This is a genomic window from Archangium primigenium (assembly GCF_016904885.1).
In the GTDB taxonomy this organism is placed as follows: domain Bacteria; phylum Myxococcota; class Myxococcia; order Myxococcales; family Myxococcaceae; genus Cystobacter; species Cystobacter primigenius.
In genome coordinates, this window is record NZ_JADWYI010000001.1 from 7124071 (window position 1) to 7138468 (window position 14398).

The 14398-nt window shown below is 69.5% G+C and carries 18 protein-coding genes and 1 pseudogene; 13 read left to right on the plus strand and 6 right to left on the minus strand.

What is annotated here, in order from left to right:
• Positions 1 to 142 precede the first annotated feature (142 nt).
• Positions 143 to 289: pseudogene (locus I3V78_RS40375) on the minus strand (helix-turn-helix domain-containing protein); the annotation flags it as partial.
• A 46-nt stretch (positions 290 to 335) separates the two neighbouring features.
• Here I3V78_RS40375 and I3V78_RS29225 point away from each other — a divergent pair.
• From I3V78_RS29225 to I3V78_RS29265, 9 genes are all read left to right on the plus strand, one after another.
• On the plus strand, positions 336 to 626 hold the full coding sequence (locus I3V78_RS29225; RefSeq protein ID WP_204492376.1) for a hypothetical protein: 291 nt from the start codon (positions 336 to 338) through the stop codon (positions 624 to 626).
• Positions 627 to 663: 37 nt separating this feature from the next.
• A complete protein-coding gene (locus I3V78_RS29230) occupies positions 664 to 1101 on the plus strand; it encodes a hypothetical protein (RefSeq protein WP_204492379.1) in 438 nt (145 codons plus the stop codon).
• 90 nt (positions 1102 to 1191) lie between these two features.
• Positions 1192 to 1863: a hypothetical protein gene (locus I3V78_RS29235; RefSeq protein WP_204492381.1), complete on the plus strand. Its 672-nt coding sequence runs from the start codon at positions 1192 to 1194 to the stop codon at positions 1861 to 1863.
• Entirely contained in the window at positions 1860 to 2189 is a 330-nt protein-coding gene (locus tag I3V78_RS29240; protein ID WP_204492383.1) for a hypothetical protein, read from the plus strand. Before I3V78_RS29235 ends, I3V78_RS29240 begins: the two co-directional genes overlap by 4 nt.
• Positions 2186 to 2608, plus strand: a complete 423-nt coding sequence (locus I3V78_RS29245; protein ID WP_204492386.1) for a hypothetical protein — start codon at positions 2186 to 2188, stop codon at positions 2606 to 2608. Before I3V78_RS29240 ends, I3V78_RS29245 begins: the two co-directional genes overlap by 4 nt.
• Before the next feature lie 25 nt (positions 2609 to 2633).
• A complete protein-coding gene (locus tag I3V78_RS29250) occupies positions 2634 to 3071 on the plus strand; it encodes a hypothetical protein (RefSeq protein WP_239576720.1) in 438 nt (145 codons plus the stop codon).
• Positions 3068 to 3502 (plus strand): hypothetical protein, encoded by a 435-nt coding sequence (locus I3V78_RS29255; RefSeq protein ID WP_204492388.1) that lies wholly within the window; start codon positions 3068 to 3070, stop codon positions 3500 to 3502. The genes I3V78_RS29250 and I3V78_RS29255 overlap by 4 nt, the downstream gene beginning before the upstream one ends.
• 35 nt (positions 3503 to 3537) lie before the next feature.
• Positions 3538 to 3912, plus strand: coding sequence for a hypothetical protein (locus I3V78_RS29260; RefSeq protein ID WP_204492390.1), 375 nt, complete (start codon positions 3538 to 3540; stop codon positions 3910 to 3912).
• A gap of 26 nt (positions 3913 to 3938) precedes the next feature.
• Entirely contained in the window at positions 3939 to 4154 is a 216-nt protein-coding gene (locus tag I3V78_RS29265) for a hypothetical protein (protein ID WP_204492392.1), read from the plus strand.
• A gap of 389 nt (positions 4155 to 4543) precedes the next feature.
• Here the strand turns inward: I3V78_RS29265 and I3V78_RS29270 are convergent, their stop codons facing one another.
• Positions 4544 to 5074 (minus strand): IS630 family transposase, encoded by a 531-nt coding sequence (locus tag I3V78_RS29270; RefSeq protein WP_204484412.1) that lies wholly within the window; start codon positions 5072 to 5074, stop codon positions 4544 to 4546.
• Entirely contained in the window at positions 5020 to 5508 is a 489-nt protein-coding gene (locus I3V78_RS40380; RefSeq protein WP_204484413.1) for a helix-turn-helix domain-containing protein, read from the minus strand. Before I3V78_RS40380 ends, I3V78_RS29270 begins: the two co-directional genes overlap by 55 nt.
• A 294-nt stretch (positions 5509 to 5802) precedes the next feature.
• On the opposite strand from I3V78_RS40380, the gene I3V78_RS29280 reads away from it, so the two are divergent.
• Genes I3V78_RS29280 through I3V78_RS29290 form a run of 3 tightly spaced genes read left to right on the plus strand, consistent with a single transcriptional unit; the run spans position 5803 to position 9612 of the window.
• Complete coding sequence (locus I3V78_RS29280) at positions 5803 to 6144, plus strand: hypothetical protein (protein WP_204492394.1); 342 nt, start codon at positions 5803 to 5805, stop codon at positions 6142 to 6144.
• Positions 6145 to 6169: 25 nt separating this feature from the next.
• Positions 6170 to 8800 (plus strand): hypothetical protein, encoded by a 2631-nt coding sequence (locus I3V78_RS29285; RefSeq protein ID WP_204492397.1) that lies wholly within the window; start codon positions 6170 to 6172, stop codon positions 8798 to 8800.
• Entirely contained in the window at positions 8797 to 9612 is an 816-nt protein-coding gene (locus tag I3V78_RS29290; protein WP_204492399.1) for a hypothetical protein, read from the plus strand. Before I3V78_RS29285 ends, I3V78_RS29290 begins: the two co-directional genes overlap by 4 nt.
• 47 nt (positions 9613 to 9659) lie before the next feature.
• Here I3V78_RS29290 and I3V78_RS29295 read toward each other — a convergent pair whose 3' ends face one another.
• Positions 9660 to 10487: a toll/interleukin-1 receptor domain-containing protein gene (locus tag I3V78_RS29295; RefSeq protein ID WP_204492402.1), complete on the minus strand. Its 828-nt coding sequence runs from the start codon at positions 10485 to 10487 to the stop codon at positions 9660 to 9662.
• 48 nt (positions 10488 to 10535) lie between these two features.
• On the opposite strand from I3V78_RS29295, the gene I3V78_RS29300 reads away from it, so the two are divergent.
• Positions 10536 to 12980 carry a fibronectin type III domain-containing protein gene (locus tag I3V78_RS29300; protein ID WP_204492404.1) on the plus strand — a complete coding sequence of 815 codons (2445 nt, stop codon included), beginning with the start codon at positions 10536 to 10538 and terminating at the stop codon, positions 12978 to 12980.
• A 4-nt stretch (positions 12981 to 12984) separates the two neighbouring features.
• Here I3V78_RS29300 and I3V78_RS29305 read toward each other — a convergent pair whose 3' ends face one another.
• Together I3V78_RS29305 and I3V78_RS29310 are read right to left on the minus strand one after the other, a co-directional pair.
• The gene (locus tag I3V78_RS29305) at positions 12985 to 13269 is read right to left on the minus strand and encodes a hypothetical protein (protein WP_204492407.1); all 285 of its coding nucleotides are present in this window, start codon (positions 13267 to 13269) and stop codon (positions 12985 to 12987) included.
• Positions 13266 to 14192 carry a hypothetical protein gene (locus tag I3V78_RS29310; protein ID WP_239576722.1) on the minus strand — a complete coding sequence of 309 codons (927 nt, stop codon included), beginning with the start codon at positions 14190 to 14192 and terminating at the stop codon, positions 13266 to 13268. Before I3V78_RS29310 ends, I3V78_RS29305 begins: the two co-directional genes overlap by 4 nt.
• Positions 14193 to 14398 lie beyond the last annotated feature (206 nt).

Here is a 14398-nt window from a genome sequence, read left to right on the forward strand (position 1 = left end):
CTGTGCGCTCCGTCCACGCTCGCGCCATCTCGGCTCGGGTCCGGTCGGGTTGTTCATCGACCAGGCGACGAAAAGCGCTCAGCTCCCCATCGCCTATTAGGTGGGTTTGCCCACCCCCGTGCGGCCGCGGAGCAGGGCTTCCCGTCTCACGAGTGAGACGCATCCAGCGTTGGACCGTGGCCCTACCCACTCCGAAGCGACGTGCCAATTGCTTGGACGTCCCCTCTCCTTGCTGGAAGGCCTCAACCACCCGTTGCCTCAAGTCCATCGAGAGTGCTGTCGTTCCCATCGCTCCCGATCAACCCCTGGGCGCCTCAGCTCATTCGATTCCCGCTGTGACGTTCGACTCGGGCGGCTTCGTCTACCGCGACCAGTTGGAGCAGGGCAAACTCAACGGCAAGCCCGTGTTCATCACCGAGGCCTTCGGTGACAACCACCTCGTCTTCGGGCTCGCCAACCAGATCTACTTCGGCATGGACCTCAAGGGCGGAAAGAACATCCTTCTGGAGTTGAGCCAGCCGCGCTTCGCGGAGGACGTCACCACCATCAAGGCGATCACCTACATCGACTGGAAGCTCCGGCACGACACCGCGCTGGCCTACTCCAACAACGTCACCCTCAACTGACACGCGGTCGCGCCTCAACCCCAGACAGGAGCACCACATGCACCCGAGTTTCGTCGACGCTGGCGCCCACCTGCGCACCACCACCCTGGACGGCAAGGCGCTGGGCTACCCGCCCGCGCGCCTGTCCGCCGGCACCACCTACGGTGACAGCTTCAACGCGGTGGGCGCGAAGAGCTGTGTCCTCACCGCGAGCACCGGCACCGCCACTGGCGCGCCCACCGCGCAGAAGTGCACGGCCTCCCTCGAGTCCGCGCCCACCGGAACCTCGCCCTCCTGGGTGGCGGTGGACGGCAGTGCGGTGTTCGTGGACGGAGACAAGAAGAGCGCGCGCAGGAATGTGGACCTGACGCGCCTGCCCAGCGGCCACGCCCTGCTGCGCGTGAAGGTGGTGGCCGAGCTCACCGGCGGCACCACGCCCACCCAGGACGTGGCCGCCGCGGTGGTGCTCGCGGGCTTCTCCACCCTGCCCGCCTGACACGCCCCGCCCGCACTACACCCCGGGGAGGTGGCCCGCGCCCCGGGCCCCTCCCCGGTTCTCGTTTTGCCTCCTTGTTTGAGGTACCCCATGCCCACGGCGCTCGACTTCACCACCCTCGCCCGGGCGGCCACCCGCCTCCGGGTGTCCCCCACGGACGCGGAGTTGCCCGCGCAGCTCGCCGCCGCAAGCCAGGCACTGGCCGACTGGCTCGGCTACCCGGCCCACCTGCGCGAGGGTGTGGTGGAGACGGTGCCCAGCGAGGGCGGGCGCTGCCTGCAGCTGCGCGCCGGGGCCGTGCGGCGCGTCTCCCGCGTCACCGTCCAGGGTGTCGAGGTGCCCCCGGAGGAGTACTTCCTCGAGTCCCCTCGCGCGGGGCGCATCACCCGGCGTCGGGGTCGCTGGCCCTTCACCGGGGACTGGGGAGGTAGCGTGGCCCCCGTGCCCCTCTCCGCGCGGGACACCGGGGAGGTGGAAGTCACCTTCGACGCGGGCTGGCTCACCCCCGGCCAGGTGGCCCTGGCCCTGGCCCTGGAGGTGGACGCCACCAGGACCTGGGTGAGCGACGTGCCCCCCGTCCTGGAGGAGGCGACGCTGGTGGTGCTCACCGCCCTGCGCTCGGCGGCGGGGAGAGACCCCAACGTCGTCTCCCGCTCCCTGGGCGGCGGCTCGGTGAGCTGGGCGGCCCAGCGCCCCGCGGTGCCCGAGCTGGCCCAGCTGCTCGCCCGGCCCTACTACAAGCTCCTCCGGAGGGGCCCGTGAGTCTCTTCGGCGAGGACATGCGCGAGACGTTCCACGTGCGGCGCTTCCAGGGCATGGCGGACAACGGCCGCCGCGAGGCGTACGGCGAGCCGGAGGCGCACCCCTGCCGGTGGGAGCCCGGCGCGCGCCTGGTGCGCACGGCCGAGGGCAAGCAGCAGGTGTGCGAGGGCACGCTCTGGACTACCGCGCGCCTCACGCCCAAGGACTTGTTCTGGCTGCCGGGCAACTCGCCCGAGGACTACGGGGCCAGTCGCCGCGCGCTCAACGCCTACGAGCGCAAGGGCCTGGAGACGGGGGAGTTCGACCACTCCGAGGTGGTGGTGTGAGCCGCCTCAAGGACGTGGAGGTGGACGTGGCGCGCCTCCTGGAGGCCGCCGGGCTGGGCAGCCTCGCGGACGGCTCGCCCACGCTCTACGCCGGGCCCTTCCCGGCCAGCGCCCCGGACAGCTTCATCGCCTGCCGCGAGTCCACGGCCGAGCAGCCGGAGAAGTACCTTGCCCGCGCGGGCACCGCGCTCCACCGCGGCCTCGTCACGGTGCTGGTGCGCCAGGCGCGCGGGCCCAACGCCTACGTGGAGGGCCGCACGCGGGCCCAGGCCGCCTGGGAGGCGCTCTTCGACAGGCACCCCGAGGGCTACGTGCACGTGGACGCCCGGGACGGCGCGCCCACCTTCCTCGGCGAGGACGAAGACGGGCGCCCCCGGTGGAGCCTCACCGTGGACGTCCAGTACCTCTCCCGCGCGTAGCCGCCCCGCGCCCCTTCTCCCGGGCATGGGACGCGGCGCGCGCTTCAAGGTGAAGGTGGAGGTGGACAAGCGCCTCCTGCTCTTGCTGCGCGACAACCCCGAGGTGGCGCTCAAGGCCATGGACACGCCGCTGCACGCGGCCACCCGGCGCATTCTCGACATCTCCCTCTTCCTCGTGCCCCGCGGCGGTGCGCCGGACGACCCGGTGGACCTGGCGGACACCGCCTTCCTCTCCGGGCCCCTGCACAACCCCGAGAAGAAGAGCACCACCTGGACGTGCGGCTACGCGCACCCCGCCGCCGGCGCCATCCACCAGGGCTTCCACTGGGGCGCGGCGCTGCTCGCGCCCCCGGACTTCCTGCGCCGCGCCACCAAGGGCGTGCGCGCCGAGCTCAAGAAGCCCGTGGGCAAGGCGCTCATGGGGGCCATCGCTTCTCTCACCCCGAAAGGACACCGCCCATGAGCACCCCTGACTTCGTCGAGGCCCACCTCGACGCCATCCACATCACCGGCACCAAGGCCGAGGCCCTGTCGGACGCCAACAAGCCCGCCACGCTCAAGAAGTTCGACGTCCCGGACACAACGGAGCTGCGCGAGCTCAAGTACCTGAACAACCCCCAGGGACTCACCCAGTACTCGCCGGGCTTCCGGACGATGAAGGGCACCTTGGAGATGGACCTCGAGCGCGACAGCCCGATCATCGCCCTGCTCAGGCAGCGCTACCTCGAGCGGAAGCCGGTGTTCATCCACTGCATCGAGGACGCCGAGGCCGCCACCGGCGCCCAGGGCATCGGTTACGAGGCCGTGCTCGGCTCCTTCCCCGCCACCCGCGAGGCCGGGGCGCTCCGATCCATCAGCGTTGAGCTGGGTGTCAACGGCTTCTGGCTCATCTGACGCTTCCCCCCCCACGCCGCACCTGAAAGGCAACCATGTCCAACGTCGACGAAATCAAGCAGCGCCTCCAGCAGCGCACCTGGCCCGAGTACAAGCGCGTCTCCGTGGAGGCAGAGGGCGGCCCCGTGGAGCTCGTCATCCGCCGGCCGCCGGACCGCGTGCTCGAGCGGCTCCTCACGCAGGCGCGCGAGGCGGGCCTCAACCTGGCCAAGGGCGAGGCGGACAACCCCGTGGCCGCCGTGCGCTTCCGCGCCGAGCTGGTGGCCGCGACGGTGTTCCTCCCCAACGCCGTCACCTCCCTCTTCACCCCGGAGGAGGTGCTCGACTGGCCCGGCTGCGCCGACGTCTCCGAGCACTGCATGGCCGCGCTCGCCCCCAGCAAGGGCCTGGAGCAGGCCAAGGGAAACTGACGGGCGATCCGCTCCTCGCCTTGAGGGTGCGGATCGCCCGCCAGCTCGGGTGGACGGAAGCCGAGGCCTTCGCCCAGCCCCTGGAGTACCTCTACCTCCTCGCCGCCGACGCGCAGCTGGAGAATGAGGCCGTGGAGGCCGCCGCGCCCCGGACACCACCGGGCTCGGCGCCGCGCCTGGGTGGGGGCAGCAGCGCCACCCGGGAGCGTGTCGTCTCCTACTCGCTCAAACCGCGGCGGTGACGGCCACACGGGGCCCTGGGAGTCAATCCCTCCGAGGGCCCGGTGTCGCACCTGGTGCAGCGCGGCGCGCTGGCGGGGCCGGCGCGGGGCATGGCAGCCTCCCGGCCATGACGCCCCGTCCCGTCCTCTCCGCACTCCTCGTCCTGGCGCTCACGCCGGGGTGCTCATTCTACAAGACAACCGGCCCCGCCCAGGGATGGCGCCAGGGACGGGATCCACGGTGTGAGCCCAACCGCACGCCCGCCGTCGTCGACACCGTGCTGACGGGCGTGCTGGCTGCTGCCGCCACGTTCGCGGTCGTTGACGCGAACACGGCATCAACAGCCAAAGAACGAGACACCGCCGCACAGGCGGTTCTGGGGCTCTCCCTGGGCTCGTTAACGCCGAGATCAGTTGAGCTGAGGGAAGGAAAGGCAGTGGCGGAACCAGGCGGAGAGCTTCGCGAGGGAAGTTGAGGCGCGAAGCCGCCGCACGGTCTGGCGCAGGTCAGCCAAAGCGCGAGGCTCAAGGCGGCGCAGATGCCGCTTGAGGTCCGCCCACCACAGCTCGATGGGGTTGAAGTCAGGGCTGTAGGTGGGCAGGTACACCACGCAGGCGCCCACGGCCGCGATGGCCTGGCGTACGCCCCGCACCTTGTGGGCGCCCAGGTTGTCCATCAGCACGATGTCTCCGGGCCTGAGCCACGGGCAGAGCCGCTCACGCACGAAGCTCAGGAAGACAGCACCGTTGACGGCTCCGCGGTGCGTCATCAGCTTGGGGCGGCTGTCCAGGCGGATGGCACCTATCAGGGTCAGGCTCGTCCACCAGCCGCCCGGACGCAGACCCACGGCGCGCTCACCCACGGGGGCCCAGCCGTACTCGCGCGTCATGCAGGTGTTGCAGAAGGACTCGTCCAGGAAGACGAGTCGACGGGCATCCACGAGGCACAGCAGGGCGGCGATAATCCTACGACGCCAGAGGTTGGGGGGCGCGTCACGCTCGGTGGCGACGAGGGACTTTTTTTGTGTGAGAAACCCAGCCGGTGCAGGGCGCGCTGAAGCGAGGGGCGGCTGGTGACGACGCCCGTGCGCGCCTTCAGCTCGCGGAGCAACTCCCGCACGGTGGCCCCCGGGCGCTCGCGCACCAAGCGCTTGAGTTGCTCGGCCACCGCCCCTCGCAGAGGCGAGAAATTGCCACCCCCTCGCGGCCGGGGCGTGACGTCGCCCGTCTCCCGATGCAGCCGAAGGACTCGGCTGACCGTGGCTTGCGCTACGCCCAGCAGGTGGGCGATGCGCGCGTAGCTCATGTCCTCCTCGTGGAAGGCCCGAACAATCGCCTGCCTCAGCTTCTCCGGGGTGGCCTGACCGACGCTCATCCCCTCAGTTGGACATGACTTCTGAGGTCATGTCAATCGAGCCTTGGGTTAGCTGCCGCCGGGTCAGCCACATACGGATATGTCCGCTCCCACCAGTGCTCGGTCGCACAGACGGCCTGGGCCGCTGGATCCGACGCGCGCCAACGTGAGGCCGAGGAGAAGGCCGAGGCGGCTCGCAAGGCCGCCGAGGCGAAGGTCGAGGCGGCTCGCAGAGAGGAGGAGGCACGAACGTCGGCCGCTGCCGCTGCGGAAGCTGCGAAGGCCGAGGAGGAGGCTGCGGCGGCCCAGAGGATCATGCAAGCGCGGGCAGTACCCGTCCAGACGGCGGACCTGGTCATCGTCAACAACCACGCCGACGCCATCTTTCGCGTCGAGGTGATCATGCCCGAATCGGACGAAACCGTTGCAGCCATTGACGAGGAGCGCGTGCAAGGACTCTCGACGCGCAACTTCAAAGGAGCCCTGGTCGCACGCCCCGGCCAGGAGGCGCTCCTGGAGTTCGGCGCAATGCACATGGGGATGTGGCACTTCCTGGGGAAGATCCCTCTCACGATCCAACCTGGAAAGACCTTCTACATCCTCTATGAGTTCGACACCGCTCGGGGTCGACTTGGGGCGCAGACGATGTGGCGCTAGCTGAATGGCGCCCCTTGTCTGATGCATGTCAGGGGCCCTGAAGGTCGGTGATGTCTTCGTCGCAGTGAGCGCCTCACTGGGCGAGTTCTCCAAGAGCATGGACAGGCTCTTGAAGGATGTCGAAAAAGCAGCGGACGGGATCGCCAAGTCGATGCAGGCGGCCGCCGATGCGGTCTCCGGTTTCTCGGAGAACCTCCTCGCCGTCGCTGGTGTCGCCGCCGCCGCCGTGGCTGGCGCGGCGGAGACGAGTGAGGTGGCCCAGAAGGCCAATGACGAGTTAAAGCGGAGCATCCTTCAACTTTCTCGGGACGTGGGGACGGCTTTCCTGCCTCTCGTCAGGGAACTCACGCGAGGCGTCCGAACGCTTACGGCCACGTGGCGCGGGCTCTCGACTGAAACCCGCGCCAGTGTCGTCGCCTTCGTGCGACACGCCGCGATTGTTGGCGCGGTCGGGATGGCGATGAGTCGTGCCCTGCTCGTCGGGAAGGCGCTGGCGGAGGGGGTAGTCGTCCTCACGAAACTCACGCGTGCGATGGGGCCCGGTGTGGTGGATAGGCTCGCAGACGTCACCAAGAGTATGGGCGCGGCGCTCGCCCGGTTCGGCGCCTTCATGCGCGTGCCTGTCGGAACCCATGTCCATGGAATTTCGTCAGGACTGGCTGCGCTCAAGAGCCAAATCCGCCAGCTCCCAGGGATGGCTTCTGACCTGCTCAAGGCGTTTCGGGGAATGGTGCCAACCCTGACGGCGCTCCTTGTCCCCGTCCTCGCGGTTGCAGCCGCCGTCGGTGCTCTTGTCCTTTTGGCGGGCTCGATCTACGGCGCATGGAACGACGCTTCCACGGGCCTCAAATCGGCCGTTGAGCAGCTTGGTGTCGCCATTGTCGAATGGGCCGAAATGCTCAGACTCAAGCTCGCCTCGGCGCTTGGATGGTTCGTCGACCACACCATCAAGGTGGCCAAAACCATTCGGGACGTCTTTGTGGCGATGTTCGATTCATTCAGAGACTTCGCCCTTGGAATGGCTACAGTGTTGTTCGAGGTTATCGCGGAAAAGATGCGGCGCATCGCGGCGGTCGCCGAAGCTGCCGCCCGTGTCGCGGGCAAGGACACACTCGCTGACCACCTCGCAGCGGTCCAGAATCTAACCGCCACAGGCATTGCCAAGTTCGTCTCCAAGACGCTCGCCGCCACGACCGATGCGGCACGACGGGGGATGGATGAATCCGTCGAGAAGCTCGCCGAAATGAGCAACGCTGTTGTCGAGTCTGGAAAAAGCGGAGTGGGTGCGCTGAAGGAGGGGCTTGAGTTCGGCATTGGCAAGGCCTGGGATGGAACGAAGATGATGGCCGCCGATCTCACCAAGACGCTGGGCGCTGCCGAGTGGGCTACCGCTCTCAAGAATTGGCTCGGCAAGATATTGGGTGATCCGGACGAGGTCGGGGAAGTCCCCAGGCTTGAGAAAGACCCCGAGCTCGCCGGTGGACATGACTACAGTGACTTTCAGAAAGTCCGGGAGTTGGGACGCCAAGAGGTAACGCCGATCCAACGCGCACTCCGAGACATGTCTGAGGCGTACGCCAAGGCTCTTGAAGAAGCGACGCAAGCAGCGCGAGCGGAATTGGTTCATCGGGCGACTGCCGCAATGGGGGCGATCAAGGACAGCATCGATGTCTTTGCGAACGGTGTCGCAGCCACAGGGAGCACTCTTGGAGGTATTGCGGCAGCTCTTGGTGACATGCTCATTAAATCGGAGGGATTTGCCACGCTGATGGGCATGGTGACCACTGCGCTCCAACAAGCCGCCAATGTCGTTGGGGCTGTTCTGGATCCGCTTCAAGGCATTGTTGGAGCCGTGGCGTCGATCTTGGGCGGACTAATGAGCGTGTTGACGCCAGTCCTGGGTGTCGTTGTGGCGCTCGTGCAACCCCTTGCTCCAGCGTTAATTCTTCTCGGTGATGCGTTGAGCGCGTTGGCGCCGGTGTTCGAGGCGCTGGCGCGTGTCGTCACGGCGATCGCCGAGGTAGTCCTGTGGCCTCTGATGAAGGGCATTTGGTATGCACTCAAGGGGGTATCCCTCGCCATCATGGGCGTGGTGTGGGGCCTGGGAAAGGCGTGGAACGGCATCGTCTCCGCGGTGCAGTGGGTGTTCCGAAAGCTGGGGAACATCGAGATCCTCGGTGGCAAGCCGCTCGACTTCCTCAATGACTGGGCGGACAGCATGGAGTCCGCGAAAGCGCCGGTGGACGAACTCGCCGACAGCATGGCGAAGCTCCGGGACATGTCCATGGAGGAGGCTCAGGCCAAGGCCAACGCCACGGCGGAGCAGCTCAAGAACACCCAGGCCCTGCAGAACGCCACCGAGGCCCTCACCAACGTGCCGCCGGCCTGGCGGATTGCCCAGCGACGCTACCTCGCGCAGGATCCTCAAGCGGGCGCGAGCGGGCCCCCCATACCCGTGCAGCAGGGCCCTGCGGCTCCGGCGCCGAGCCCCGTGCAGCAGGCGCCGGCGGCGCCCGCGCCCACCCAGAGCCAGAACTTCATCCAGTTCGTCCTGTCCGGGGACATGGAGGCGTGGCTGGAGCAGGCCAAGCGCCAGAAGCGAGAGGCGGCGCTCCGCCTCGGCCGGGGCTTCGGCGGCCTGGGGTTCGGCTCATGAGCCTGCTCCTGCTCAACGGCTTCGAGTTCCCCCTCACCCAGGCCAACGCGGAGCCGGTGCGCGCGGGCGCGCTGGAGCGGGGCCCGGGCCTCGGAGTACGCTCGGGCGTGCGCGCTGCCGCGTGGGACCTGACGTGCGCCACCGGGTGGCTCTCCCAGGCGGACGCGCGTCAGGTGCGCGGCCTCGTGGAGGGAGAGGGGCACGTGCTCGCCTTCGACTCCACCCTCACGGCCACCTCGTACCTGTGGAGCTCGCGGGGCGCGGTGCCCAGCACCCAGGTAACGCCGGCGGTGGGCGGGCGCGTGCCGGGCCGCTGGGGTGGCGGCGCGCTCCGGGTGCGCGAGGACTACCAGGTGTTGTGGCCGGGGGTGTGCTCGGGCAGCGAGTGGACGGTGCTCGCATGGGCGCACCCGAGCGACACCGACACGGGGTACTGGGAGCACCGCACGTGGCGCTCGGACGGCGCCGTCTGGTTCAACGGCGTGGGGCCGCAGTTCGGCTACGGCCAGCAGGCCTATGTGGAGGGCGGGGCGCTGGTGCTTACCGCGGGCACGGACACCCACCAGGACTGGGACGAGGTGGTGCTCCTCCCCTACTTCCTATCGGACGCGTGGGTGGCCCAGGCGTACGGCTTCCACCAAGCCACCCGCTGGCCTCCCCTGCCCTACGTGCTCGCCTCGGGCGCGGCGGTGCCCGGGGGAGCGGCCGAGGTGCAGGGACAGGCGGGCGGACTGCAACGGGTGGTGGCCGGGCCCGGCGCGTGGTGGGAGTCCTTCGACTTCACCCTCAATCGCTCACCATCCTCACCATGAAGCAGCAGTGGCGTGTGCGCTGCTTCAGCGTCAATCCCCTGTACCTATTATGGCACCAAACCCTTGACGGATGACAGGTCGATCGGATCCAGGCGCTGCCCATCTCGGCTAAAGTACAAAGCACTCGGTAGCGAGTCGAAATACAAGTACAGGCTATGAGCATGGTCGAGCGGACTGCCGTCACATCCCACTGTCCTCATCGGACCTAGAGTGGTGCCGATTATGTCATCGACTACAGCGAACATCGCGGATGCACCGAACGCTGAGTTTGGGGGCCTAACACTAAATAATTTGAGTCGATCTTTTTCGGCCTCATTCACGCAAGCACGCCAGATATTGATCGTCTCAAGACGAGGTTGGATTTCGAGAGCAAAAACGTATTTCTCACCAGGCGGAGATCGGTGTACCCGCATCTTCAGTGGACCGAGATTTCCGAGATCCACTTGGTAGGCCTGCCCATTGACAGCTGCAACAACCTGCTTAACCCAATTAGGATCCCTCAACATCACGCCGAGGCGAGTAGTTAGCTTGGCGGGCATCTGCCGCGGCTCTATCTTGTGAATGAGCGCTATTAACGGAAACGCCACCCCGCGAGTACTGAGCGCGCGATCCAAGGCGTAGTTGAGCTCCTCCTGACATGGGTTGCTTGTAAGGCTGTCTGCTGTCACAACGACCGCATATGCGTCACTTCGTTCTGGGTTAACGATTTCAGACGCAATGTTGTCCCATATTCGCTGTCCCGCAGGAAGCTGCCTTCGGTCGAAGTGAACCTCAAGCTCTCCAGACTTCTCAAGCTCGCTTATGATGTAGTCCACATCCTGATCGCGGTTATCCGCCCAAGCGTAAGTCACCCAAAGTCGTTTTTTGGTGGTCATGGTCGCTCATTGTATCGCCAAATATGGCCCCGTCACTTCTCCGAGGGCATGCGAACCCTTACGGAAGCGGAGCGGGCGGCCCTCTCTTGTCGGGCCGGGTATTCCACGTGGCACCGGGTGCTGCTGTTCGGCCCGGGCAACCGGTGGTGGGACTTGGGCGCGCTGCCCGTGGGCGAGCGCGCCACGGACTTCCTCGAGGAGGCCACGCTCGACGACTCCCAGGACGCGCCGGTGGCCCAGTTGCGCGTGCGCCTCAAGCGCCAGGTGCTGCTCGCCTCCCTCGCGCCGCTCATGGCCGAGAGCCCCCTCAACAACCTCGGCGGCGCGTACGAGCCGCTCGTGCGCACCGGGCGCCTGGTGGTGCTGGAGGTGGCCCTCGCTCCGCTGGGCCAGCAACCCCATGCGGTGGACTGGCAGGAGCTCTTCCGCGGGCGGGTGGACACGCCCACGGACGCGGGGGAGACGCTGGAGTTCGGCGCGCGGGACTACTCGGGCCTGCTCCAGGACTGTTTCATCGAGGTGGAGCGGCCCTACTCCTCCGACGCCGGCACGCCCGTGCAGGCCGTCATGCAGCAAATTCTCTCCGACAACGGCCAGGGCGCCTTCGGCCTCTACACGCCGGTGGACCCCGAGTGGGCGGTGGGCCGCTACCTGCAGAAGAAGGAGCCAGTGCTCGAGGCCCTGCGCGCGCTCGCGGGCCAGCTCGGCGCGGACGTGCGCTACCGCTGGAGCCCGGTGGCCCAGGCCTTCGCCCTCACCTTCGCCGCGCCCCAGCGCGAGGCCACCGAGCCCGTGTGGCACTTCCTCGCCGAGGACTACCGCGCCCTGCCGGACGTGGAAATGCCCATGGACGAGGTGCGCAACGCGGTGACGGGCTACTTCTACGACTCGCTCGACAGGGACGCCGCCGGGCAGCCGAAGCTCAAGCGGGTGGATCGGGACGCGGGCACCGCCTCGCTCCAGGCCTACGGGCGCCGGTGGATGGAGATTGTCCTGGCGGCGACGGACAACATCGACACCGAACCGGAGATGGTGCGCCTGCTCGAGTCGGCCATGAGCGACTTGGGCCAGCCGCCGCTGGGGCTCTCCTTCGAGGTGGCGTGCCACCCGGGCCTGGAGCTCGGCGACGTGGTGGCCCTCGCGCCCAACGGCGTGCAGTGGAGCAGCACCCAGACGGGCGCGGTGGTGGCGCTCACGCACACCTTCACCCGGGACAAGGCGACGACGAAGGTGGTGGTGCGCGGCAAGCCCTCCCTCGCGCCGCGGCAGTGGCTGCAGCTGGAGACGGGCCGTCCGGGCCAGGCGCCGGCCGCGCCGTACACCGGGCCGCGCCCGCCCACGGTGGTGTCCGCGAGCGCCCTGCCCCAGGGACTCGCCGTCTCCGTCGCCCCGGCCACCGGCGGCGCGGACACGGCCGAGTACGAGGTGCACGTGAGCACCACCTCGGGCTTCGCCCCGGACACGAGCTACCCCTCCTCCACGCTCAAGGAGGTGGGGGCGCGCACGCGCTTCGAGCTGCAGGGCCTCACCCCGGGCCGCACCTACTACGTGCGCATGGTGGCCCGGGACGCCGCGGGCAACCGGGGCGCGGCCTCTCCGGAGGTGGCCCTCTCCCCGAGCTACCTCTCCCCGGGCGCGCTGGCGACGCTCGTGTCCTACGGCGCTCTGCCCCTCAATGGGGACTTCGAGGCCCAGGCGGACCCGGCGGGCCCGCCGGACGGCAGCTACATGCTCCAGGGCACCTGGGGCGTGGACGCGGTAGTGGACACCTCCACGGCCTTCGCGGGCACCCGGTGCGTGCGCCTGCGCGCGAGCGGCACGCGTCTGGGCCTGCAGGCCTTCGTGGCCCGGCCCGGCGAGCGCCTCGCGCTCAAGGCCCATGCCTACAGCCAGGTGCAGGCCTACGCCGAGCTGCAGGTGGTGTGGCTCGACAGGCAGCTCACCCCCGTGGGCGAGCCCGTCACCGTCTGGGGAGACTACCTCCAGGCCAACACCTGGACGACGCTGGGCAACTACCTCACCGTGCCCGCGGGAGCGCGCGTGGCCCGCCTGTCGGTGCGCGCCGCCGGCAACTACCCCGACGCCTTCGTCTGGTTCGACTCGGTGTCCGCGGTGCCGGGCGTGTCCCTCGCCGTCCCCTGGCAGCGCCTGCGCCACCCCTCCCTTGGCGGCGGCGGCAACGTGAGCGACTACCTCGGCAACTGGAAGCCCAATCCCGTGCGCCCGGTGCGCTGGCGGGTGAATGCCCTGGGCGAGCTGGAGCTCCAGGGCAGCCTCTATGACGGCCAGCCCGGCACCGAGGCCTTCCGCCTGCCGGGCGTGGCGCCCGCGGGCTACACCTCGCCGGCGGACCCTGCCCGCTTCGTCGCGGCGGCGGGCCCCACGGGCCGGGCCACCGTCTCGGTGCACTCAGTGGGCACGGACGCGGCCTTCGTCATCACCGTGGACAACGCCTACGTGGTGCTCGACGGCGTGCGCTACCCGCTCGCGTGAGGCTTCACGCCCGGGCGGCACAGGCGGGGCAGTCCACCGCCCAGTCCTTGCCGCCCCCACTCGCGCCCCCGTCCTCCACGAGGCGCAGGCGGCCCTCCTGGGCGCGCACCCACGTGCCGCACGCGCACCGGGTCGCCCGGGAGTTGGGGCGGAAGCGCGGCGGCGCGCGGGCGCACTGGGGCTCGGGGTGGGAGAGGCCCTGCTCGGCGGAGAAGTCCGCTTCCTCCCCCTTGCGCACGAGTCCGCCGCAGGCCCGGCAGGTGCCCGCCCTCTTCGCCGTCAGAATCACGCCGCCTCCAGCTCGGCGCGCAGGGCGGCGAGCCCCGCGGCGCGCGCGGCCTGCAGCTCGGGCAGCGAGCACTGGAGGCGTTGGGCGAGCCGGACGTCTCCCAGGGCCAGCCCGCCCAGACCCAGGGGCACGGCCACCGCCAGGCGCTGGCGCTCGGGCAGGCGCGCGAGGAGCGCGGTGGCGGCCGCGCCCAGGTGCACCCGCCCCAGGGACTCGTCGCTCTCGTCGGCGAGGCGCTCGGCCTCGGACTCCTCCACGCGCGTGGCCCCCAGGGAGAGGGCCAGCGCGGTGGCCCCGTCCGCCCCCTCCACCCGTAGCGCTTCCTCGTAGGCGAGGCCCTCGGACTCCACGCGCCGGCGCGCGCGGGCGGCGAGCTTGCGGCCCCACTGGGTGGGCCCCACGAGCCGCCCCTCGGCGAGCACGTTGCCCAGGTGCTGGCGCACCGCGCGCTGCACGTAGGCCGGGTACAGCGTGCGGCCCGGGCCTCCCTGGCCCGGGGTGAAGCCCTCCCAGAGACGCTGGGCGCGCAGCAGCGCCTCCTGCAGCAAGTCCGCGCGCGAGAGGAAGGTGCGCTCGTGGGTGCCCCACGCGCGGCGCGCCTCCTGCTCGAGTAGCGGGTGCAGCAGGCGGAGGAGCTCCCCCTCCGCCGCGCGCTGGCGCGGGCTGCCCCGTGTGGTGCCCCGCGCCTCACGCAGTGCGCGCTCGAAGGACTCGGCCACCTCGGGGGTGAGCCAGGTGCCGCGCGGGGCCCGGGTGAAGGGCAGCACCAGCTGCGCGCGGCCGGTGGTGGGGGCGGTGCGCTCGCGCAGGTGCGGCTGGTGTGCACGCCTCTCGCGGCGGCGGGCGCGCGCGGGCAGGTCGGCGAGGAAGGTGAAGGCCTGCTGCGCGGGCTGCCCGCCAGGCGCGGTGGGCGTCCGCTGCAAGTGGGAGGTGCGTGAGGAGGGAGCGCGGGACGTCGACGAAGGGCGGGCGGCGCACGGCATGGGCTCCACCACGCCGCGACTTCGCCGCTGTGTCCATTCTCCGACGCATGGGCCTGCGGCATGGCGGTCCGAGCGAGGGGCGCGTGAATAACGGCCGTCGGCTGGCGTCAGGACACGCCGTGGTACAACCCGGCGCGGGAGGGCCG